Genomic DNA, 21,837 nt, shown 5'->3' on the forward strand with positions numbered 1-21,837 from the left:
AGGTTTTTCGCCCGGTTTCTCTCCCACATCTCGCGGATGCTGACCGGCATCGAGATCCACCCGGGGGCCACCATCGGAGAGGGATTCTTCATCGACCACGGGATGGGGGTGGTGATCGGGGAGACCGCCGAGATCGGGAAGAACGTGACGATGTACCACGGGGTAACGCTCGGGGGGACCAGCTGGAAGAAGGGGAAGAGGCATCCCACGATCGAGGATAACGTGATCATCGGGGCCAACGCGGCGATCCTAGGGGCCATCCGGGTGGGAGAGAACTCCAAGATCGGCTCGGGCTCGGTCGTAAACAAGGAGGTCCCCTCCCATTCCACCGTCGTCGGAATCCCCGGCAGGGTCGTCTTCCGGGAGGGGGACGTCTACCAGGACCCCACGGGCGTCGCGGGAACGCCGGACCCGGAGGGAAAGGCCATCAAGTGCCTCACCGGGCAGGTGATGGCGCTCGAGCAGCGGATGGACGAGCTCACGAAGCGGCTCGAGGAAGGGGCGGAGGAGCTGCGCCGGGTCGGTTCGAACCCATGAAGATCACCACGAGGGGGCGGTACGCCGTCATGGCGCTTGTCAGCCTGGCGGGAGCGTCCCGCGGCAACCCGGTCTCGATCAAGGACATCTCCCGGCAGGAAGCGATCTCGGAGCTTTATCTCCAGCAGCTGTTCGCGCGCCTTCGCAGGCGCAACCTGGTGAAAAGCGTGAGGGGACCCGGCGGGGGGTTCATCCTCGCGCGCCACCCTGCCGAGATCACGATCGGGGAGATCATCCGCGCCGCCGAGGGGAAGAACGTGCGCGTCGGCTGCCGAAGCGCCGGGCGGAAGTGCGGGAGGATCGAACGGTGCAAGACGCAAAACATGTGGGACACCCTGGAACGCCGGATCGACGAATTCCTGGACTCCATCACGATCGAAAACCTCTTTCTCCACCAGGAGGAGGAGCGCCGGGAGGCGGGGGCGTGAGGAAAATCTATCTCGACCACAACGCGACGACGCCCGTCCATCCCGAGGTCCGAAAGGCGGTCGAACCGTACCTGTCGGAGCAGTTCGGGAACCCCTCGAGCATTCACTGGGCCGGGCGGGACGTTCGCAAGGGGGTGGAGGACGCCCGGCAGGAAATCGCCTCCTTTTTCGGGTGCCAGCCGCTGGAGGTCGTCTTCACGAGCTCCGGGACCGAGAGCGACAACCTCGCGATCAAGGGGGTGGCGTTCTGCAAGGGGAACGGGAGAAAGCACATCATCACCTCGCAGGTCGAGCACCCCGCGGTGATGAACGCATGCCGGTTCCTCGGGAGGCAGGGGTTCCGCGTGACCTACGTTCCGGTGAACCGGTATGGGATCGTCGAGCCGGATTCGGTCCGGGAGGCCCTGACCCCCGACACGATCCTCGTCACGGTCATGTACGCGAACAACGAGACTGGATCGATCATGCCGATTCCCGAGATCGGGGCGATCGCCCGGGAAGCGGGCGCGATCATGCACACCGACGCGGTACAGGCGGCGGGCAAGCTCCCGATCGACTTCGGGGCGCTCCCCGTGGACATGCTCACCTTCTCCGGACACAAGGTGAACGCCCTGAAGGGGGCGGGAGGCCTGATCATCCGCAAGGGGATCCAGATCGAGGCGGTGATTCACGGGGGGCACCAGGAGCGGGGCCGCCGCGGAGGCACCGAGAACGTCTTGGGGATCGTCGCGATGGGAAAATCCTTCGAGCTCCTGCGCGCGGGGATGGAGGAGGAGGTCGCCGTTATCCGCCGGCTTCGCGACAAGTTCGAGAACGGCCTCTTCGGGCGGATACCGGAGCTCGTCCTGAACGGGCACCCGACGGAGCGGCTCCCCAATACCCTCAATATCTCCTTCCGGTTCGTGGAGGGGGAGGCGATGCTTTTGAACCTGGACATGATGGGGATCGCCTGTTCCTCGGGTTCCGCCTGCACCTCGGGGTCGCTCGAGGCGTCCCCGATCCTCATGGCGATGGGCGCGGACCCGACGGATGCCCAGGGCGCTCTCCGGTTCAGCCTGGGAATGGGGAACACCGACGCGGACGTGGAGTACGCCATCGACGCCATCGAGACGGTTGTAAACAAGCTGCGGGCCATGTCGCCGATCTACCCGAGCAGGAAAGAGGCCAAGGCAAGATGAAGGGGAAGCGGATCCTGGCGGCGATGAGCGGGGGAGTCGATTCATCCGTCGCCGCCCTTCTGCTGCAACGGCAGGGGTGGGAGGTCATCGGCATATCGATGGACCTGTACGACTTTTCGCAGGTCACGAAGAACCGGGAAGGGACCTGCTGTTCGCTGGACGACCTCTACGACGCCCGAAGGGTGTGCGACACCCTCGGCATTCCCTACTATGTGCTGAACCTGCGAGAAGAGTTCCGGCGCGAGGTGATCGATCCGTTCGTGCGGGAATATTCCACCGGGAGGACGCCCAACCCGTGCATCCTGTGCAACGAGCACCTCAAGTTCCGGGCCCTGTTGCGCAAGGCGGACGAGCTCGGCGCGGAAGGGGTGGCGACGGGTCATTACGCGGTCATCCGGAGGGAGCCGTCGGGGAGATGCCGTCTGTTCGTTGCTCCCGACGAGTCCAAGGACCAGTCCTACTTCCTCTTCTCCCTGGATACGGAACGGCTCCGGCGGATCCACTTCCCCGTCGGGGAGATGCAGAAAAACGAGGTCCGCAGAATTGCCTTGGAGACCGGGCTTCCCGTGTTCGAGAAGCGGGAGAGCCAGGACATCTGCTTCGTCACCGACCACTCCTACGCCGAGTTCCTGAACCGGAGCGGAATCGAGGAGCGGGAGGGGCTCTTCCTCGACAGGTCCGGGAATGTCCTCGGCACCCATAAAGGCGTCCTGAAGTACACGGTGGGGCAGCGCAAGGGCCTGGGGATCGCGGCGAAGGAGCCGCTCTACGTCGTCGCCATCGACGCCGATAAAAACGAGGTCATCCTGGGCACGGAGAACGAAACGCTCTCGGCGGAAGCCTCCGTCGGTCGCTCCTCCTTCGTGGCCGGCGCCCCGCCGTCACGGGAGTTCCGCGCCAGTGCCAAGGTCCGGTTCCGCCACCCCGGTGCGGATGCGACCGTCCGCGTGGAGGGGGAACGCCTCCGGGTGGCTTTCGACTCTCCGCAGCGAAGCGTTACCCCGGGCCAGGCCCTCGTCCTGTACGACGGGACGGAGGTCCTCGGAGGCGGCTGGATCGAATGGGAAAGCGTTTCAAGGTTCTGACCGTCGGGTGCAAGGCGAACTTCGCCGACTCCGCCTCCCTCGTCCAAACGGCTGTCGCCGAGGGGTTTTCGATCGTCCCCGCCGACTCTCCCGCGGACGTCGTGATCATCAACAGCTGCACCGTCACCCACCGGGCGGACCGGGACAGCCGGTCGCTTGCGAGGAGGGCGCGCCGGGAAAACCCCGGGGCGGTCGTCATTCTCGCGGGGTGTTACGCGCAGGTCTCCCCCTCGGACCTACGGAAGGTCCCCGAGGCGGACTACTGGGTCGGGACGGGGGCCGGGAAGGGACCGGATGACGAGGAGGGCTCCCTCGAGGGAATCTTGCGGCAAATTTCGGGGAACGGCGGCGGGAAACCGGCCACGCTCTCCGAATACGCCGCCGATCTGCTTCTCGGGCACCGGCGGACGTTCCTGAAGATCCAGGACGGGTGCGATTTTTCCTGCGCGTATTGCGTGGTGCCCTTAGCCCGCGGGAAGAACCGGTCCGTCCGGGAGAAGGAAATCATCGGGAAAGCGGTCGCGGCGGAAGGAGATGGGGCGCGCGAGCTCGTCCTGACGGGGATTCACATCGGCCTGTACGGGGCCGACGCCGGGAGGAGGGATGCCTTGCCCGACCTGATCGCGCGCATTCTTCGGGAGACCTCGCGCGCTCGCATCCGTTTGAGCTCCGTCGAACCCGGGGAACTGACGGAGCGGCTCGTCGGGACGATCGCCGCGCATCCCCGGGTGTGCGCCCACCTGCACGTTCCGCTGCAGAGCGGGTGCGACCGGACGCTCGCGCGGATGCGGCGCCCCTACGATCGCGCCGGGTACCGGAAGGTCGTCTCCGGAGCGGCCGCGCAGATTCCGGGACTGTCTTTGGGGGCGGACGTCATCGCGGGATTCCCCGGGGAAACGCCGGCGGATTTCGAGGAGACGGTTCGATTTCTCCAGGCCTTGCCGGTGACCTACCTGCACGCGTTCCCCTATTCGCCCCGCCCCGGCACGGAGAGCGCCCGGTGGAAAGACGATGTCCCCTCCGCCGAGAAGAAAAGCAGGGTGTCCCGTCTTCTCCGGCTGGACCGGAGGATGCGCGAAGCGTTTTTGACCCGGCAGGTCGGAACGACGCTCGACGTCCTCGCGGAACGCGCGGGTCCCGGCAGGGAGGAATTGTCGGGGCATTCGGGAAACTACGCGGAAGTCCGTTTCCCGGGAGGGGCGGAGGAAATCGGGGAGATCCACCGCGTGTTCGCGGAATCCGTCCGCGAAGGAAAGATTGTGGGGACACGCGTCCGGGAAGCGCGCGGTCCGGGCGCCGCGAGGAAGGGATGAACACCCTCGAGAAAAAGATCGGGTACCGGTTCCGGGCGAAGGACCTGCTGGAGGAGGCGCTCCGGCACGCCTCCACGGCGGAAGCGGGAACGCGGAAATCGTACCAGCGCCTGGAGTATCTGGGGGACGCGGTCCTCAACCTGTGCATCGCGGAAGAGACGTACCGGACCTTCCCCGCCGCGGAGGAGGGGGCGCTCTCGAAGGCGCGCTCCGCGTTGATCAACAACCGGAACCTCGTCCGCGTCGGGGAGAGAATCGGCGTGCCCGACGCCTTGCGGATCGATCCCTCCGTCCGGGAAACGGGCGGGGGGGTGACCCGAAAGATGGTGGCCGACGCGGTGGAGGCGATCGCGGGGGCGATCTTTCTGGACGGCGGGTACGACGAGGCGAGAAGATTCGTCATCGCCCACTTCTGGGCGGGGAAAGAGGTGGGGGCCCTGGTCGCCGGATTCGATGCGAAAAGCCGGCTGCAGGAGTGGTGCCAGAAGCACCGCGCGCCCCTTCCGCGGTACCGTCTCCTCTCCGCGGAGGGGCCGCACCATTCCCAGACTTTCCGCGTTTCCGCGAGGCTTTGGGACGGCAGGGAAGAGAAGGGGAGCGGGAAGACGAAGAAGGAGGCGGAGATGGAGGCCGCCGAACGCCTCCTGTCGCTGCTGGAAGAGGAGGGAGAAAACCGTTGAGGGGACGAAATGCCGTGGAAGGGGCCGGGAGGGAACCGGAAGGGCAGGGAAGGAAGTCCGGCTTCGTGGCCCTCCTCGGGCGGCCGAACGTCGGCAAATCGACCCTGCTCAACCGCATCCTGGGAGCCCGGATCGCGATCGTCACCCCCAAGCCCCAGACCACCCGGGACAGGATCGCCGGAATCTACACCGAGCCCCGGGGCCAGATCATCTTTCTCGACAGCCCCGGCATCCACCTCCCGAAGAAGGCCTTGAACGCTTACATGGTCCGGACCGCGCAACGGATCGCGGAAGAGGCGGACGTCGTCGTGCACATCGTGGACGACCGCCCCTTCGGGGTGGGGGAAGAGGAAACGATTGTCCGCAAGATGATGGAACGAGTCGCCGTCCCGCGGGTGCTCGTCGTCAACAAGGCGGACAGGATGGGGGGGGCGGCGGCGGAAGAAAAACGGAAGGAACTGACGGAGAAAGGGGGGTACGCCCGGGGATTTGTCGCCTCGGCCACGAAGGGGCTCGGGGTGGGGGAGTTCGTCGACTATCTCTTCGGGATCCTGCCGGAGGGGCCCGCCTACTACCCGGAGGACGAGCTGACGGATCTCCCCATGCGCTTCATCGCCAAGGAGATCATCCGGGAAAAGCTCTTCGAGCACCTCTCCGAGGAGCTGCCGTACAGCGTCGCCGTCTCCATCGAGGAATACCGCGAAGACCCGGAAAAAAACCTGACCCGGATCCGGGCGGAAATCTGCGTGGAGCGGGAGTCGCAGAAAGGGATGGTGATCGGGCGCGGGGGAAAGATGTTGCGGACCATCGGAACCGCGGCGCGGCAGGTACTGGAGAAAGAGACCGGCGAGCGGGTATACTTGGATCTGTTCGTCAAGGTCGAAAAGGACTGGAGCCGGAAGGAAACGATGCTGCGGCGGCTTGGGTATGGGTAAGAACGTGTTCACGATCTCCCTCGTCGGGCGTCCCAACGTCGGGAAATCCACCCTCTTCAACCGGATCACGGGGAAGCGGCGGTCGATCACCTACGGAGAGCCCGGCGTGACCCGCGATCTGGTTTCTCTCGCCGCGGAGCACGACGGAAAGCACTTCCGTCTCGTCGATACGGGGGGGTATCTGTCCGGAGAACGAGGGGATATCCTCTTGAAGGTCCGCGGCCAGGTCCTTCGGGCCGTCTACGAGTCCGACGCGGTCATTTTCCTGGTGGACGCGCGCGACGGCGTCCTCCCACTCGACAAGGAGATCGCCGCGATGCTCCGGGAGAAGGAGAAGCGGTTCTTCCTTGCGGCGAACAAGGTGGACACCCGGGAAGGGCAGGAGATGGCCGCGCAGTTTCACGAACTGTCCGTCGGAACGGTGTACCCCATCTCGGCGGAACACGGGAAGGGCGTATCCGATCTTCTCGACGCGATCGTCCCGCTCATCCCCGACTTCGTTCCGGAGGACGACTCGGTCGAGGAGCCCGTGGCGCGGATCGCCGTTCTCGGCCGGCCGAACGTGGGGAAATCGACCCTCGTCAACACCCTCGTCGGGTACGACCGCGTGATCGCCTCGGAGATCCCGGGGACCACGCGGGACGCGGTGGACGTCCTGGTGACCTACGGGGGGAAAACGTACCAGTTCATCGACACCGCGGGGATCCGCGCGAAAAGGAAGACCGAGACCGTGCTCGAGAAGTTCTCCGTCCTCAAGAGTCTCGATTCCCTGAAGCGGTGCGACCTCGCGGTCCTGATGATCGACGGGCCGCAAGGGCTGACCCACCAGGACCAGCAGATCCTGAGATACATCCTGCTCGAGGAGCGGGCCGTCGTCGTGGCCGTGAACAAGGCCGACCTGTGGGCCGGGGAGGAAGAGCGCCGTCAGGAGATCCGGAAAATCGGGGAGGGTCTGGGATACGCATCCTTCGCGGGGGTCGTCCCGACGGTGTCGACTACGGGAAAGGGGATCCCCCTTCTCTTCAAGAAGATCGAGGAGGCCTACGGCAGTTTCCGCAACCGGATTTCCACCTCCTTGCTCAACCGCAAGGTGTCCACCCTCCTCTCCTCGCTACCCATCCCGACGCGTCGGGGGAGGAACCGGGCCTTCTACATCACCCAGGTCGGGGTCATGCCCCCCTCCTTCGCCGTGTTCGTCAAGGACCGGCAGGGGGTCCCGGAATCGTACACCCGGTATCTCCAGAACAACCTCAGGGACCGGTTCGGATTCCAGGGGTCGCCCATTCGGATCGTGTACCGCGAGCGATGAGCGCGCGCCTGTCGGGGTTCGGCAAAGCCGCGTGGGAAGGCGCAGGCGTTTTCTTCCGGAACCACGGGATGGTCTACAGCGCCTCCGTCGCCTTCAACCTGCTCCTGTCCTCCATTCCCATCCTGTTCCTGGTGTTCGCCGCCGCGTCGCTTTTCCTCGGGACCGGCGAACTTCCGTTCGCGCAACTGACGGAGATGCTGAAAGACACGTTTCCCTACGGCGCCCAGGTCCTGGTTCCGACCCTGATGGGGCTTTTCGCCTCCGGGGCGACGTTCGGAATTCTCGGGTTCGTCCTCCTGGTTTTGTCCTCCTTTTCCGCCACCGATGCGGTCCACACGTCGCTGTCGGTCATGCTGGAGATCCGGGAGAAGCAACGGTTCCGGACGCGGGCGGCATCCCACGTGGTCCTGGTGCTGGCCCTCACCATTCTCACGTTCTCCACGATTCTCGTTCCTCCCCTCTGGAAGGGGCTCATGGTTCTCTCCCGCGAGATGCCCATGGGGCTGGACTCGGCGTTTCATCTTCTCCTGACGGCGATCGCCGACGCGGTCCTCGCCGGGATCCTCTTTGCGGGGGGGGCGCTCAGCTACCGGTACCTCTCCCCGGTGCGCGTGCGGTGGAGGAATGCCCTCGCGGGAAGCTTCCTCTTTCTCGTCCTCCTTCATGCGGTCAAATGGGGGTTCACTTTTTATATCAAGAAATTCAGCAGGTTGAATGTAATTTACGGTTCCCTCTTTGGAGTCGTATGTTTTATAATTGTGGCATACCTCTTTGCAGCGGCATACCTGTTCTGCGCCAGCATCATCGGGGTACTGGAGCGGGAGGAGGGAGAGGCATCTTCTCCGGAAGGCAAGACGGGTGCAGGCCCGGATGAGACTCCTGGCGGCGATTGACGTCGGGACGAACACCGTGCGGATGCTCGTCACCGCGCATGAGGGCGGCGGACTGCGTCCCGTTCTCCGGCGGCGGCGGATCACCGCCCTGGGGAAATCCCTCCGGGAAAGCGGTTCGATCGGGGAGAGGGAGTTCCGGGATTCGATCGCAACCCTTCGGGAGTTCCGGAGGGAGATGGACGCCCTCGGAGTCGCACGGTACCGGGCGTGCGGCACGGCGGGCCTTCGCGAAGCATCCAACCGGGAGGAGTTCCTGGCCGCGGCGGCGAAGGCGGGGGTTTCGGTCGAGATCATTTCGGCGCGCGAAGAGGCCCGGCGCACATGGGAGGGGGCGGTCGGGAAAACCCGGAGCGGCGCTCTGGTCATGGACATCGGGGGGGGGAGCACGGAGTTCATCGCGGGGCCGAGGGGAACCGACTCGGTCAGTCTCCCGATCGGCGTCGTCGTCCTCCTCGGTTTCTTCCGGATGTCCGACCCCCCGCTTCCCGCGGAACTGCGGAATCTCGCCTGGTTTCTCACGGACCGGATCGGCGCGGGAACGCGGGGATGGCGGCGGCGCGGATTCCGGCGATTGGTGGGAACGGCGGGGACCTTCACGACGCTCGCCGCGCTCGAGATGAGGATGAAAACGTACCGCCCGGAGAGGATCGACGGATTCCGGATGGGGATCTCCCCCGTCCGGCGGTGGGCGACGCGTCTTTCCCGCCTGACGGAAGAGGAGAGGCTGCGTCTTCCGGGAATGGAAAAAGGGCGCGAGAGGACCATCATCCCGGGGATCATCCAGGCTCACGCGGCCATGGAGATATTCGGTCTTTCCGACCTTGACATAAGCGATTCGGGTCTCCTCGAGGGGATTCTTCGGGGGATCGCGAACGGAAAGGGAGAAGGGGGATGAACGGAAAAGGGATGGAAGAAGGGTTGACGTTCGACGACGTGATTCTGCTCCCCGCGGAGTCGAAGATCCTCCCGAAGGACGTGGAAGTTTCGGTTTCCCTCACGCCGGAGATCCGGCTGAACATCCCGCTGATCAGCGCCGCGATGGACACGGTCACCGGGGCGGACACCGCGATCGCGATGGCGCGGGAGGGGGGCTTGGGGGTCATCCACCGGAACAACACGGCGGAGGAACAGGCCCAGGAGGTGGACAAGGTCAAAAAGTCCGAAAGCGGGATGATCCTGGACCCCATCACGATGGACCCCCGTCAGAAAGTCGCCGAGGCCCTCGAGGTGATGGAGCGGTACCGGATTTCCGGGCTCCCGATCACGAAGGAAGGAAAACTCGTGGGGATCCTGACCAACCGCGACCTTCGGTTCGAGACGAATTTCGAGCAGCCGATCGAGAACGTGATGACCAAGGAGAGGCTGGTGACCGTTCCCGTGGGAACCACCCTCGAACAGGCGAAGGAGATCCTTCACAAGAACCGGATCGAGAAGCTGCTCGTGGTCGACAAGGAAAACAACCTCCGCGGGCTCATCACGATCAAGGACATCCTGAAGATCAAGAAATACCCCCTTGCCTCCAAGGATGAAAAGGGGAGACTGCGCGTCGGGGCGGCCGTCGGCGTCGGCCCGGGATGGGAGAAACGCGTCGATCTGCTCCTGAAGTCCGGCATGGACGTCCTCTGCGTCGACACGGCCCACGGCCATTCCCGCGACGTGATCGACGTCATCCGGGCGATCCGGAAAAATTTCCGGGACGTCCAGCTCATCGCCGGAAACGTGGCGACCGGCGAAGGAACGGAGGCGATCATCAAGGCGGGAGCCGACTGCGTGAAGGTGGGCGTGGGGCCGGGGTCGATCTGCACCACGCGGGTGATCGCCGGGGTAGGCGTTCCCCAGGTGTCCGCGATCATGATGTGCGCCGCTGCGGCTTCGAAAAAGAAGATCCCCCTCATTGCGGACGGGGGGATCAAGTACTCGGGGGACATCACCAAGGCCCTCGCGGCGGGGGCCTCCGCGACCATGATCGGATCCGTGTTCGCCGGGACGGACGAAAGTCCCGGGGAGACCGTCCTGTTCCAGGGCCGATCGTACAAGGTCTACCGGGGGATGGGGTCCCTCGAGGCGATGAAGAAGGGGAGCAAGGACCGCTATTTCCAGGCGCACGTCGAATCCGAGGCGAAACTCGTTCCGGAAGGGATCGAGGGGCGGGTCCCCTACCGGGGGCCGCTGTCCGTCATGATCTTCCAGCTCGTCGGGGGCCTGAAATCCGGAATGGGGTACGTAGGCGCCCGGAGCATCGAGGATCTGCGGAAGCGGGCGACGTTTATGAAGGTCACGGCGGCGGGGCTCAAGGAGAGCCACGTCCACGACGTCATCATCACGAAGGAAGCCCCGAACTACCGGGTGGAGTAGAGCGTTGAACGAAAAGGTGCTGATCCTCGATTTCGGGTCGCAGTATACGATGCTCATCGCCCGGCGCATCCGGGAGCTGAAGGTGTACTGCGAAATCCACCCGTACAACGTGGGGACGGAGTTCGTCCGGGAGTTCCGGCCGAACGGCATCGTCCTCTCGGGCGGGCCGGCCAGCGTGTACGGGGAGGGGGCCCCGAGGATCCCGCGGGAGATTCTTGCGTTGGGGGTGCCCGTCCTGGGGATCTGCTACGGGATGCAGCTCATCGCCGACCTCCTGGGGGGGAAGGTGGCGAAAGCCGCCGACCGGGAATACGGGATCGCCAACATCCGGGGACAGTGGGGAGACCCCCTGTTCCTCGGGATCGAGGAGTTTCGGCACAACATGACGATCCAGGTCTGGATGAGCCACGGGGACCGGATCGTGGAGATGCCGAAAGGGTTCGCGGCGATCGGCGGCTCGGAGAACTCTCCCGTGGCCGCCATGACCGACGAGTCCCACAGCATTTACGGCGTCCAGTTCCACCCGGAAGTGGCCCACACCCCCAAGGGGAAGGAGATCCTGGCCAACTTCCTCTTCCGCGTCTGCGGCCTGTCCCCCCTGTGGACGATGCACTCCTTCATCGAGGCAAGCGTCGAGAAGATCCGCCGGCTGGTGGGGAAGGAGAATATCGTCCTGGGGCTTTCCGGCGGGGTCGATTCCTCCGTCGCGGCGGTGCTTCTCCACCGTGCCCTCGGGGACCAGCTGACGTGCATCTTCGTGAACAACGGGCTGCTCCGCAAGGGCGAGGGGGACGAAGTCCTGCACACCTTCCGGGAGGGGATCGGGATCCACCTCGAGTACGTCGACGCGTCGGAACGGTTCCTCAAGGCCCTCCGCGGAATCTCCGATCCGGAGGAGAAGCGAAAGGTGATCGGGGAGACGTTCATCCGGGTGTTCGAGGAGGCGGCGGGGAAGATCCCCGGCGTCGGGTTCCTGGGGCAGGGTACCCTGTACCCCGACGTGATCGAAAGCGTCTCCTTCAAGGGGCCGTCCGCCACGATCAAGTCCCACCACAACGTCGGCGGCCTCCCCGATACGATGCATCTGAAGCTCGTGGAGCCGCTTCGCGAACTCTTCAAGGACGAGGTGCGGGAACTCGGCCGCGAGCTGCTGGTCCCGGATCCCATTCTCGACCGGCAGCCGTTCCCCGGGCCCGGCCTGGCCGTGAGGATCATCGGGCCGGTTACCGAGGAACGGATCCGCATCCTGCAGGAGGCGGACGCCATCGTGCAGGAGGAGGTGAGGAACGCCGGCCTCTACGAATCGATCTGGCAGTCCTTCGCCGTTCTCCTCCCGGTCAAGACGGTGGGCGTCATGGGCGACGAGCGGACGTACGAGAACGTGGCGGCGATCCGCGCGGTGCACAGCCAGGACGGGATGACCGCCGACTGGGTTCGCCTCCCGTACGACCTTCTCCAGCGGATCTCGACCCGCATCATCAACGAGGTCCAGGGGATCAACCGCGTCGTGTACGACATCTCCTCCAAGCCGCCCAGCACCATCGAATGGGAGTAGGACCGGCCGGCATGACCCTGGTGCAACGTCTCGTAAATACCTGGACATTCGGGTCCGTCCCCGCGCACAGGGCGCAGCGGGGGGTTTCTCGACGCGGCCTGTGGAGCAAGGCAGAAATTGCGTCGAGCGGAACCGGCAGCGAGCGGGCGCAAGGTCGCGAGCGTAGCGGAGAGAAAGCCCCCCGCGAGCCCGTGCGCGGAATGGCCGCCTGTCCCGGGCGATCTTGGCGGCAAATCGGTGCGTCAAGCCATTTGCGAGACGCTGCACGAGCGGCCGCATCCGGAGGGGCATGGTGAGCGAGTTCGTCCACCTGCATCTGCATTCCCAGTACAGTCTTCTCGACGGGGCGATCAAGATCGAGGACCTCGTGCGCAAGGTGGCCCGGATGGGGATGCCCGCCGTAGCGCTCACCGACCACGGGGGGATGATCGGGGCGGTCGATTTCTACGAGAAGGCGAACCGGGCGGGGATCAAGCCGATCCTCGGGGCCGAGATCTATATGACCCCCGGTTCCCGCCACGACCGCAAGGCGACGCCGGGCGAGGAACGGTCGCATCACCTGATCCTGCTGGCGGAATCGGACGAAGGATACAAGAACCTCATCCGGCTCGTGTCCCGGGCCCATGTCGAGGGGTTCTACTACAAGCCCCGCGTCGACAAGGAGATCCTTCGGGAACACGCGAAGGGGATCATCGCCACCTCCGCATGCCTGCAGGGGGAGATCCCGGTCCTTCTCGCCCGCGAGGGGAAAAAGCGGGCGGCGGCAGCCCTCGAGGAGTACAAGGATATTTTCCCGGACGGGCGCTTCTTTCTGGAGATCCAGGACAACGGGTTGACCGAGCAGAACCGGATGAACCCCGGGATCATCGAGCTCGCCCGGAAGACGGAAACGCCGCTCGTGGCGACGAACGACTGCCATTACCTCGAGCGCAAGGACGCCCGGGTGCACGACATCCTGCTCTGCCTGCAGACGGGGAAGGTGATCGGGGCCGCGGACCGGATGCGGTTCGAGACCGACCAGTTCTATGTGAAGGCGCCCGAGGAGTTCGAGCGCGCGTTCGGCCACATCGCCCCGGACGCATTGAAGAACACCCTCGCCATCGCCGAGCGCTGCCTCGTGACGCTCGATCTCGGCCACAACAAGATCCCGGAGTTCCCAGTCCCCGAAGGGATGACCTCCGAACAGTACCTGAGGAAGCTTTCCGCCGAGGGGCTGATTCGCCGCTTCCAGGAAAAGAAGAGGCGGGCGGAGAGGATCGGCCCGGAGGAAGAGGCGTACCGGAAGCGGCTGGAGTACGAGATGACCGTCATCGAAAACACCGGCTTCTCCGGCTACTTCCTGATCGTCTGGGACTTCATCCGGTTCGCCAAGGAACAGGGGATCCCGGTGGGGCCGGGGCGGGGAAGCGCGGCGGGGAGCCTCGTCGCGTATGCTTTGCGGATCACCGAGGTCGACCCCCTGTCCTATGGCCTGCTCTTCGAGCGGTTCCTCAACCCGGAGCGGATCAGCCTTCCCGACATCGATTGCGACTTCTGCAAGGACCGCCGGGACGAGGTCATCCGGTACGTGGAGGATCGGTACGGAAAGGAGAACGTCGCCCAGATCATCACGTTCGGGACGATGAAGGCCCGGGCCGCGGTGCGCGACGTCGGCAGGGTGCTCGAGATGCCCTACGCCGAGGTCGACCAGATCGCGAAGCTCATCCCCGCGGATCTCGGGATGACGATCGACAGGGCGATCGCCGTCGAGCCGAGGCTCGCGGAGATGATCGGGGGAAACCCGAAAGTGGCCGATCTCTTCGAGTACGCGAAAGGGATCGAGGGGCTGTCCCGCCACGCCTCGACCCATGCCGCGGGGGTCGTCATCGCGAACCGGCCGATCACCGAGTACGTCCCCCTGTACCGGAACCCGAACGGCGACATCACGACGCAGTTTTCGATGCAGGACATCGAGAAGGTCGGGCTGGTCAAGTTCGACTTCCTCGGACTGCGCACGCTCACGGCGATCCACAACACGCGGAGGCTGATCCTCGAACAGCGCGGGGAGGAAGTGGACCTGGACATGCTTTCCCTCTCCGATCCGGAGACGTACGCGATGCTCTCCCGCGGGGACACCGCCGGCGTGTTCCAGTGCGAAAGCCAGGGGTTCACGGACCTGCTTCTTCGCCTGAAGCCGGACCGGTTCACGCACCTCATCGACGCGGTCGCCCTCCACAGGCCGGGTCCCCTCCAGAGCGGGATGGTGGACGACTTCATCGCGCGGCGGCACGGGCAGAAGACGATCGAGTATTCGCTGCCGCAGCTCGAGGAGATCCTCCGGGACACCTACGGCGTGATCGTCTACCAGGAGCAGGTCATGCAGATCGCGGTCACGCTCGCCGGGTTCTCCATGGGGGAGGCGGACGTCCTTCGCAAGGCCATGGGGAAGAAGGACGCGGCGCTCATGGAAAAGCAGAAGATCCGGTTCCTCGAAGGGGCGCAGCGGTTGGGGATCTCCGGGAAAAAGGCCGCGGCCATCTTCGACCTCATGGCGCAGTTCGGCGAATACGGCTTCAACAAGTCCCACAGCACGGCGTACGCGCTTCTGGCCTACCAGACCGCCTACCTCAAGACGCACTATCCCGTCGAGTTCTTCTGCGCCCTGATGACCTCCGAGTCGGGAGACACCGCCAAGATCATCCGGTACATGACGTATTGCCGGGAGAGAAGCATCCCGGTCCTCCCTCCGGACGTCAACGAGTCCCGCTTCGCCTTTCACCCCTCGGGGAAGGCGATCCGGTTCGGGCTCTCGGCGATCAAGGGGGTGGGGGCGTCCGCCATCGACGCCATCCGGGAGGCGAAGGGGGAGGAGCCGTTCGCCACGCCGGAGGACTTTCTGTCCCGCGTGGACATTCGCAAGGTCAACAAGCGGGCGGTCGAGAGCCTGGTCAAGGCAGGGGCCCTCGACTCCCTCGAATCCGACCGGGGGGGATTGTTCGAAAGGTTGCCGGTCCTCTTGGAGGCCGCCCAGGAATCGGCGCGGAGGAAGGGCTCCGGCCAGTTTCCCCTGTTCGGGGAGAAAATCGCGCCTCCCCCCGCGGCCGGACCGGACCCGAAGCCTTCCCCTTCCACCTGGAGCAGGCGGGAGAGGCTTATGCACGAACGGGAGGCTATCGGGGTCTACATCACCGGCCACCCGCTGGACGATTACACCGGAGAGATGGAGCTCTTCGCGAACGCCACCTCGTCGCGCGTGCCCGCTCTGGCGTCGGGATCCGAGGTGAGGATCGGGGGGGTCATCGCCTCGATCCGCCAGAAGACGACCCGGCAGGGGAAGAAGATGGCGTATCTCCAGTTCGAGGACCTGGAAGGGGTGCTCGAGGTGGTCGTCTTCCCGGAAACGTTCCAGCAAAGCCAGGATGCCCTCTCCTGCGAGGGGCCGGTTTTTCTCGTCGGGCGCGTGGAGAAGGGGGAAAAGTCCGCGAAGATCATCGCGACGGAGATCTTCCGGATGGAAAACATCCGGGAGCGTCTGGCCCGATCGGTCCACTTCCAGATCTTCACCGACCGGATGGCGCCTTCCGATATCGTCGATCTGCGGAAGATGCTGGAGCGCAATCCCGGGGAGAAGAAGGCGTTCCTGCACCTCGTGCGCGAAGGGGAGTACGAGACGATCCTCGCCCTGCCGGACAAGCTGGCAGTTACCCCGTCGCTCACGCTGGCCCGCGATCTGCGGATACGGTTCGGTTACGACGTGTTGCGACTCCATTGACCCGGCGCGCGGAATCCAGGTCCTCCGAACGGGCCCTGCTCGTGTGGGCTTACCGGAAAAGACGCCCCGCGCCGGGAATTTTGCCCCCCCCCGACCCGCTCGAGGAATTGAAAAGCCTCGTCATGGCGGCGGGAGGGATCGTGGCGGGGACCCATGCCCAGGCCCTTTCCTCGGAAAACCCCGCAACCCTGATCGGATCGGGAACGGTGGAGAAGCTGAAAGAGACGGTCGGGGAAAAAGAGGTGAACCTCGTCGTTTTCCAGAACCGGCTGCGGCCCAATCAGCAGGCCGCTCTCGAGAAGGAACTGGGTGTGAAGGTGCTCGACCGACGGGAGGTCATCCTGGACATCTTCGCCCGGAGGGCGCGCAGCCGGGAGGGGAAGCTCCAGGTCGAGCTCGCCCAGCTCTCGTTCCGGATGGGGCGGCTGATCGGGGGCAGGAGGGATCTGTCCCGGCTCGGAGGCGGCATCGGGACGCGCGGTCCGGGGGAGAAGAAGCTCGAGGAGGACCGTCGCCGGATCCGCACCCATATCCGCCAGATCGAGCGGGAACTTTTAACGGTGCGGCGGACGAGGGCGCTTCATTACCGCAGGCGGCGGGAGGTGGGGTTTCCCGTGGTGGCGCTCGTGGGATACACGAACGCCGGAAAATCCACCCTGTTCAACCGGATCACCGGCTCCGACGTCTTCGTGGCGGACCAGCTGTTCGCGACGCTCGATCCCACCGCTCGCCGGTTTTCGCTTCCCGGCGGCGGGCCGGCGATCCTGGTGGACACCGTGGGCTTCATCCACGACCTTCCGGACGAGCTCCGCGAGGCGTTCCTCGCGACGCTGGAGGGAATCGGGGAAGCGGACCTGCTCGTTCACGTCGTCGACGGGAGCACCGGAATGATGGAGGAGAACCTCTCGTCCGTCGAGGGGATCCTCTCGGATCTCGGGTTTTCCGGGAAACCGACCCTTCTCGCCGTCAACAAGTCCGACCTGACGGGAGAGGAGGGGCGCTGCCCGACGGAATCGATTCGCATATCGGCGGTCACGGGATCGGGGATACCTTCGCTGCTCAAGGAAGTGGAAGGAGGGTTATGGCTTCACCGTTCGGCCGGGAACGGTTCGACCAGGCGCGGCTGATCAACATCGCCAACGGCCTCACCGCCACCCGCGTCCTTCTCGTGCCGCTGTTCGCCTACCTGCTGATTTCCGGCAGGTTTCGGCCCGCACTTCTGGTGTTCGTCGTCTGCGGAACGAGCGACATGCTGGACGGGCTGCTGGCGCGGTGGCTCCACCAGCGGACGGTCGTCGGGTTCTACCTCGACCCGATCGCCGACAAGCTGCTGATGGCGACGTCGTTCGTGGTCCTTGCCATCGTGAAGGTCGTTCCCGACTGGCTCGCCATCCTGGTCATCAGCCGCGACATCTTCATCCTGATCGGAAGCCTGCTGATTCTTCTGCTGCTCGGCTCCGGGGAAATCGCGGCCACGGGAATCAGCAAAGGGAACACCGCCATGCAAATCCTGACCGTCATTTATTTCCTGGCCGTCCGGGCATTCCCCGGGGTCTGGGCTCTCGTCCCCGCGGGATCCGAGCTCCTCGTGACAGAGGCCGTCGTCGTCCTGTGCGCCGTCTCGACCTCCGTTTCCGGAATTCACTACCTGGTGATCGGGATCCGGAAGCTCTCCCGTGCCTGAGTTGGGCGGGGACACTCCTCAACATACAACTCGATATAGGAATGTCCCCCCTTGGAGTGTCCCCGGTGACTGGTGGCACGCCGTTTCGTGGGCGCTATGGCCGGCTTCGCCTCCGGGGTCCCCGCTCGCGATCCGCCTCGCCGCATCCGCCCGGACCTCCCGTCCGGGCATGGCGGTCCGCCTCGCCCGCCTGTCGCCCGCATAAAGGCGGGCTTTTCCTCCTGTTCGTCGGCGGCGGGCTCGGAGCTCGAACCTTCAGTACACATTTCACCGGAAGGGTTCTCGCTCCCCGGCTGCGTCCAGCGAACGTGCCATGCGGCCCTCTCCCAGTCTTTCGACATTCCGGCGTGGTTCGCCAAGCTGCTTCCTCGCTGAAACGCGGGGCCTCCGCCGGTTCCGCCTCGTCTCCTCGCTCGGGGGATCCCCTGCGTCGTGCGCCGCGACGATGCGCCCCTTAGCGGGGCCGACGACGACGGGGGACCCGAGGCGCAGCGGGGGGTTCCTCGAAGCGGCCTATGGAGCGAGGAGGAAATTGCGTCGAGCGGAATGGCAGCGAGCGGGTGCTAGGTCGCGAGCGTAGCTGAGAGGAAGCCCCCCGCAAGCCAGGGTCCCCGGTTGCAGACAACTACCCCCGCAGGAGTCCCCGCCCGCGATATGCGATAATGTTCTGCATCCATGAAGCGTAGTACCGGAAATACGATCGAACGCACCGCGGGCCCGAACCGTCCGGACGGCGCGGGGGTCCGGGTGGAATCCGTGGCCAAGGGATCCGCCGCGGAACGGGCCGGAATCACTGCCGGGGACCGGATCCTCTCCGTCGGGGGGGAGCCCGTCTTCGATCTCCTCGACCTGCACTTCCTTTCGAGCCGCAGGCGGTTCCTCCTCCGTTGGGAGACGAACCCGGGGGTAAAGAGGGAGAGAGTCATCCGCACCGGGGGGGAGCCCCTGGGGGTTTTTCCGGAACCGGTCCGGGTCCGGCGGTGCCGGAACCGCTGCATCTTCTGCTTCGTCCACCAGCTGCCCAAGGGGATGCGAAGGAGCCTCTACATCAAGGACGAGGACGTCCGGCTTTCCTTCCTGCACGGGCAATACGTGACCTTCTCCGACGTTTCCGAGGAGGAGATCCGGAAGATCCTTCGGTATCGCCTTTCCCCAATCTACGTCTCCATCCACACGACCGCCCCTGCTCTCCGTAAGCGGATGCTCGGCAATCCTCACGCGGCCGACGTGATGGAGGTCCTGTCGCGACTCGTCTCGGCCGGCATCGTTCTCCACGGCCAGATCGTCGTATGCCCGGGGATCAACGACGGGGAGGAGCTTTCCCGTTCGCTCGTCGAGCTCTCCGGTCTTCGGCCCGGGCTTCTGTCCGTCGCCGTGGTGCCGGTCGGACTTACCTCCCACCGGGCGGGACTTCCCCCCTTGCGGGCGGTCACCCGCGACGAGGCGAGGGAGACGCTTTCCCTCCTTGCCCGGTTGGGCCGTCGCCTCGGCAGACGGGAGGGCGAGCCCTTCGCCGTCGCGGCGGACGAGTATTACCTCCTGGCGGGGGAGAAGATCCCCGAGCGCCGCGCGTACGGTTCGTTCCCGCAGATCGGCAACGGGGTGGGGTTGCTGCGGCAATTTATGGACGAGTCGAGCGCGCTCTTCCGGAGAAAGAGGTGGAAGAGGGCGGATGCGGGGGGCACGGTGGTAAGCGGCCTCTCCCCGCGTGCCTACGTATCCGATTTTCTGAATAATTTTTCCCGAAAGGTTGGGGCTTCGTTTGTTCCGCTTCCCGTTCCCAACCGTCTCATGGGGGAAAGCGTCACGGTCACGGGGCTCCTTTCGGGGGGGGATATCCTGGCAGCCCTCTCGGGGAGAAAGGTTTCGCGGATCTACATCCCCTCCGTCTGTCTCCGGGACGCGGGGGACCTCTTTCTGGACAATCGGTCTCCGGAGGAGATCGCCCGGGAGACGGGGGCCGCGGTGCACCTCTTCGACGCTACGCCTTCGGGGTTCTATGAAACGGTCTGCAACGTTACTAGGTCTATATTTTCATTGACATTTTGAGGGGTGTTCGCCGACAATAATAGGCTCTATGGTCGTGAAGGGCGATTAGCTCAGATGGTTAGAGTACCTGCTTGACATGCAGGGGGTCACTGGTTCAAGTCCAGTATCGCCCACCATTTTTTCCCTGTCCGGTGGAACCCTGACTGGCCCTCGCGCCGGGGTACCGGTGTGCGGGGAAATTTTTGCTTTTTTTAGGAAACGCAAACCATGACGCTTCGGGAACTTGCCAGGCAACAGGGAAAGTCGAAGGTGGCGATCGCCGCCCGTGTCGACGGATCGCTCCGGGACCTCGCCGCAGAGGTTCCTGCGGAGAGGAACATCGAGTGGGTGACGCCGGAGGACCAGGACGGAATCGAGATCATGAGGCACAGCACGGCCCACGTGATGGCGGCGGCGGTCAAGGATCTTTTTCCCAGGGCGAAAATCACCATCGGTCCCGCGATAGAGAACGGGTTCTATTACGATTTCGACGTGGAAAGGCCGTTCACCCCGGAGGACCTCGAGCGGATCGAGGAGAAGATGGGGGAGATCGTTCGGGCCGACCATCCGTTCGTGCGCGAAGAGCTGCCCAGAGAGGAGGCCCTGGCCAGGCTCGCCGGGGAGCCGTACAAGGAGGAGCTTTTGGCCGATATCCCGGACCCCGTCGTTTCCCTCTACCGGATGGGGAACTTCCTCGATCTGTGCCGGGGGCCGCACCTCCCGAGCAGCGGCAGGGTGGGCGTCTACAAGCTCATGAACACGGCGGGGGCCTACTGGCGTGGGGATTCCCGGAACCGGATGCTCACGCGCATCTACGGCTGCGCTTTCGCAAGGAAAAAGGAGCTCGACGAGCATCTTCGCCTGCTGGAGGAGGTCAAGAAACGGGATCACCGGAGGCTCGGAAAGGAGCTCGACCTGTTCAGCGTGAACGAGGAGATCGGGCCGGGGCTGATCCTCTGGCACCCGAAGGGGGCGGTCGTCCGCCGTATCATGGAGGATTTCTGGCGGGAGGAGCACGCGAAGGCCGGGTACGACCTCGTCTTTTCCCCCCACATCGCGAGAATCGACCTGTGGAGGGTGAGCGGCCACCTCGACTTCTACCGGCAGAGCATGTTCTCCGCCATCGGGGTGGAGGGGCAGGATTACCAGCTGAAGCCGATGAACTGTCCGTTCCACATCCAGATCTACAAGTCGCGGATGCGCTCCTACCGCGATCTGCCCGTCCGGTACGCCGAGCTGGGAACGGTGTACCGGTACGAACCGTCCGGCACGCTGCACGGGCTGCTGCGGGTACGGGGGTTCACCCAGGACGACGCGCACCTCTTTCTGCGCCCCGACCAGCTGGACGAGGAGATCTTCTCCCTTCTCGACTTCACCCTGTTCGTGCTGCGCCGGTTCGGGTTCGACCGGTACGAGATCTATCTTTCGACCCGGCCGGAAAAGTACGCCGGGACGCCGGAGAACTGGGAGAAAGCGGAAGCGGCGCTCAAGCGCTCCCTGGACCGCAAGGGACTCTCCTACGAGGTGGACCCCGGGGAAGGGGTTTTCTACGGCCCGAAAATCGACATCAAGATCAAGGATGTCCTCGGTCGTTCCTGGCAGTGCTCGACGATCCAGGTCGATTTCAACAACCCGGATCGTTTCGACGTGACGTACGTCGGCGACGACGGGGCGGAGCACCGCACGATCATGATCCACCGCGCGCTCATGGGATCCCTGGAGCGCTTTTTCGGGGTCCTCATCGAACAGTACGCGGGCGCGTTCCCGGTCTGGCTGGCGCCGGTACAGGCCGACGTCCTCCCCGTCACGGATAGCCATGTCGAGTACGCCCGGGAGGTGGTCGCCGCGCTCCGCGCCGCAGGGTACCGGGCCGAGGGGGATTTCCGCAACGAGAAGCTCGGCTACAAGATCCGCGAATCCCAATTGAAGAAGGTACCGTTCGCTCTCGTGATCGGCGACCGGGAAGTGACGGGCCGCCAGGTGTCTCCGCGCAGGCGGGGAGGGGAGCAACTCCCCCCGATGTCCGTCGAGGAGTTCCTCGGGACGCTGCGGAGAGAAGACGAAAACCCGCAACCGTAAAGGAGGGAGCCATTACCAAGGAATCGA

General features: G+C 64.9%; 17 protein-coding genes and 1 tRNA gene. All 18 read left to right on the top strand.

The window, feature by feature from the left end:
* The coding region (gene epsC, locus VJ307_01805; protein ID HJX72862.1) for a serine O-acetyltransferase EpsC at nt 1-537 on the top strand (537 nt) is incomplete at its 5' end.
* Nucleotides 534-965 carry an Rrf2 family transcriptional regulator gene (locus VJ307_01810; protein ID HJX72863.1) on the top strand — a complete coding sequence of 144 codons (432 nt, stop codon included), beginning with the start codon at nt 534-536 and terminating at the stop codon, nt 963-965. The genes epsC and VJ307_01810, both read left to right, overlap by 4 nt.
* Complete coding sequence (locus VJ307_01815; GenBank protein HJX72864.1) at nt 962-2,143, top strand: cysteine desulfurase family protein; 1,182 nt, start codon at nt 962-964, stop codon at nt 2,141-2,143. Before VJ307_01810 ends, VJ307_01815 begins: the two co-directional genes overlap by 4 nt.
* On the top strand, nt 2,140-3,228 hold the full coding sequence (gene mnmA, locus VJ307_01820) for a tRNA 2-thiouridine(34) synthase MnmA (protein ID HJX72865.1): 1,089 nt from the start codon (nt 2,140-2,142) through the stop codon (nt 3,226-3,228). The genes VJ307_01815 and mnmA overlap by 4 nt, the downstream gene beginning before the upstream one ends.
* Nucleotides 3,204-4,541, top strand: a complete 1,338-nt coding sequence (mtaB, locus tag VJ307_01825) for a tRNA (N(6)-L-threonylcarbamoyladenosine(37)-C(2))-methylthiotransferase MtaB (GenBank protein ID HJX72866.1) — start codon at nt 3,204-3,206, stop codon at nt 4,539-4,541. Before mnmA ends, mtaB begins: the two co-directional genes overlap by 25 nt.
* Nucleotides 4,538-5,221 carry a ribonuclease III gene (gene rnc, locus VJ307_01830; GenBank protein ID HJX72867.1) on the top strand — a complete coding sequence of 228 codons (684 nt, stop codon included), beginning with the start codon at nt 4,538-4,540 and terminating at the stop codon, nt 5,219-5,221. Before mtaB ends, rnc begins: the two co-directional genes overlap by 4 nt.
* Complete coding sequence (era, locus tag VJ307_01835) at nt 5,218-6,156, top strand: GTPase Era (protein ID HJX72868.1); 939 nt, start codon at nt 5,218-5,220, stop codon at nt 6,154-6,156. Before rnc ends, era begins: the two co-directional genes overlap by 4 nt.
* Nucleotides 6,149-7,465: a ribosome biogenesis GTPase Der gene (gene der / locus VJ307_01840; GenBank protein ID HJX72869.1), complete on the top strand. Its 1,317-nt coding sequence runs from the start codon at nt 6,149-6,151 to the stop codon at nt 7,463-7,465. Before era ends, der begins: the two co-directional genes overlap by 8 nt.
* Entirely contained in the window at nt 7,462-8,358 is an 897-nt protein-coding gene (locus VJ307_01845) for a YihY/virulence factor BrkB family protein (GenBank protein ID HJX72870.1), read from the top strand. Before der ends, VJ307_01845 begins: the two co-directional genes overlap by 4 nt.
* Complete coding sequence (locus VJ307_01850) at nt 8,336-9,253, top strand: hypothetical protein (GenBank protein HJX72871.1); 918 nt, start codon at nt 8,336-8,338, stop codon at nt 9,251-9,253. Before VJ307_01845 ends, VJ307_01850 begins: the two co-directional genes overlap by 23 nt.
* Entirely contained in the window at nt 9,250-10,713 is a 1,464-nt protein-coding gene (gene guaB, locus VJ307_01855) for an IMP dehydrogenase (protein ID HJX72872.1), read from the top strand. The genes VJ307_01850 and guaB overlap by 4 nt, the downstream gene beginning before the upstream one ends.
* A 4-nt stretch (nt 10,714-10,717) precedes the next feature.
* Complete coding sequence (gene guaA, locus VJ307_01860; protein ID HJX72873.1) at nt 10,718-12,268, top strand: glutamine-hydrolyzing GMP synthase; 1,551 nt, start codon at nt 10,718-10,720, stop codon at nt 12,266-12,268.
* 289 nt (nt 12,269-12,557) lie between these two features.
* A complete protein-coding gene (gene dnaE / locus VJ307_01865; protein HJX72874.1) occupies nt 12,558-16,019 on the top strand; it encodes a DNA polymerase III subunit alpha in 3,462 nt (1,153 codons plus the stop codon).
* Between the two features lie 41 nt (nt 16,020-16,060).
* A complete protein-coding gene (gene hflX / locus VJ307_01870) occupies nt 16,061-17,146 on the top strand; it encodes a GTPase HflX (GenBank protein HJX72875.1) in 1,086 nt (361 codons plus the stop codon).
* Nucleotides 17,101-17,703 carry a CDP-alcohol phosphatidyltransferase family protein gene (locus tag VJ307_01875; GenBank protein ID HJX72876.1) on the top strand — a complete coding sequence of 201 codons (603 nt, stop codon included), beginning with the start codon at nt 17,101-17,103 and terminating at the stop codon, nt 17,701-17,703. Before hflX ends, VJ307_01875 begins: the two co-directional genes overlap by 46 nt.
* Nucleotides 17,704-18,378: 675 nt before the next feature.
* Nucleotides 18,379-19,752, top strand: coding sequence for a DUF512 domain-containing protein (locus tag VJ307_01880; GenBank protein HJX72877.1), 1,374 nt, complete (start codon nt 18,379-18,381; stop codon nt 19,750-19,752).
* 39 nt (nt 19,753-19,791) lie between these two features.
* A tRNA-Val gene (locus VJ307_01885) sits at nt 19,792-19,868 on the top strand.
* Between the two features lie 91 nt (nt 19,869-19,959).
* The gene (gene thrS, locus VJ307_01890; protein ID HJX72878.1) at nt 19,960-21,810 is read left to right on the top strand and encodes a threonine--tRNA ligase; all 1,851 of its coding nucleotides are present in this window, start codon (nt 19,960-19,962) and stop codon (nt 21,808-21,810) included.
* Nucleotides 21,811-21,837 lie beyond the last annotated feature (27 nt).

It is taken from the genome of Candidatus Deferrimicrobiaceae bacterium (assembly GCA_035256765.1).
In the GTDB taxonomy this organism is placed as follows: Bacteria; Desulfobacterota; Deferrimicrobia; order Deferrimicrobiales; family Deferrimicrobiaceae; genus CSP1-8.

Bases quoted from the DNA above. Each gene is read 5' to 3' on its own strand.
- VJ307_01810 (HJX72863.1), top strand. From the start codon at position 534: ATGAAGATCACCACGAGGGGGCGGTACGCCGTCATGGCGCTTGTCAGC.
- mnmA (HJX72865.1), top strand. From the start codon at position 2,140: ATGAAGGGGAAGCGGATCCTGGCGGCGATGAGCGGGGGAGTCGATTCA.
- mtaB (HJX72866.1), top strand. From the start codon at position 3,204: ATGGGAAAGCGTTTCAAGGTTCTGACCGTCGGGTGCAAGGCGAACTTC.
- rnc (HJX72867.1), top strand. From the start codon at position 4,538: ATGAACACCCTCGAGAAAAAGATCGGGTACCGGTTCCGGGCGAAGGAC.
- der (HJX72869.1), top strand. From the start codon at position 6,149: ATGGGTAAGAACGTGTTCACGATCTCCCTCGTCGGGCGTCCCAACGTC.
- VJ307_01845 (HJX72870.1), top strand. From the start codon at position 7,462: ATGAGCGCGCGCCTGTCGGGGTTCGGCAAAGCCGCGTGGGAAGGCGCA.
- VJ307_01850 (HJX72871.1), top strand. From the start codon at position 8,336: ATGAGACTCCTGGCGGCGATTGACGTCGGGACGAACACCGTGCGGATG.
- guaB (HJX72872.1), top strand. From the start codon at position 9,250: ATGAACGGAAAAGGGATGGAAGAAGGGTTGACGTTCGACGACGTGATT.
- dnaE (HJX72874.1), top strand. From the start codon at position 12,558: ATGGTGAGCGAGTTCGTCCACCTGCATCTGCATTCCCAGTACAGTCTT.
- VJ307_01875 (HJX72876.1), top strand. From the start codon at position 17,101: ATGGCTTCACCGTTCGGCCGGGAACGGTTCGACCAGGCGCGGCTGATC.
- VJ307_01880 (HJX72877.1), top strand. From the start codon at position 18,379: ATGAAGCGTAGTACCGGAAATACGATCGAACGCACCGCGGGCCCGAAC.
- thrS (HJX72878.1), top strand. From the start codon at position 19,960: ATGACGCTTCGGGAACTTGCCAGGCAACAGGGAAAGTCGAAGGTGGCG.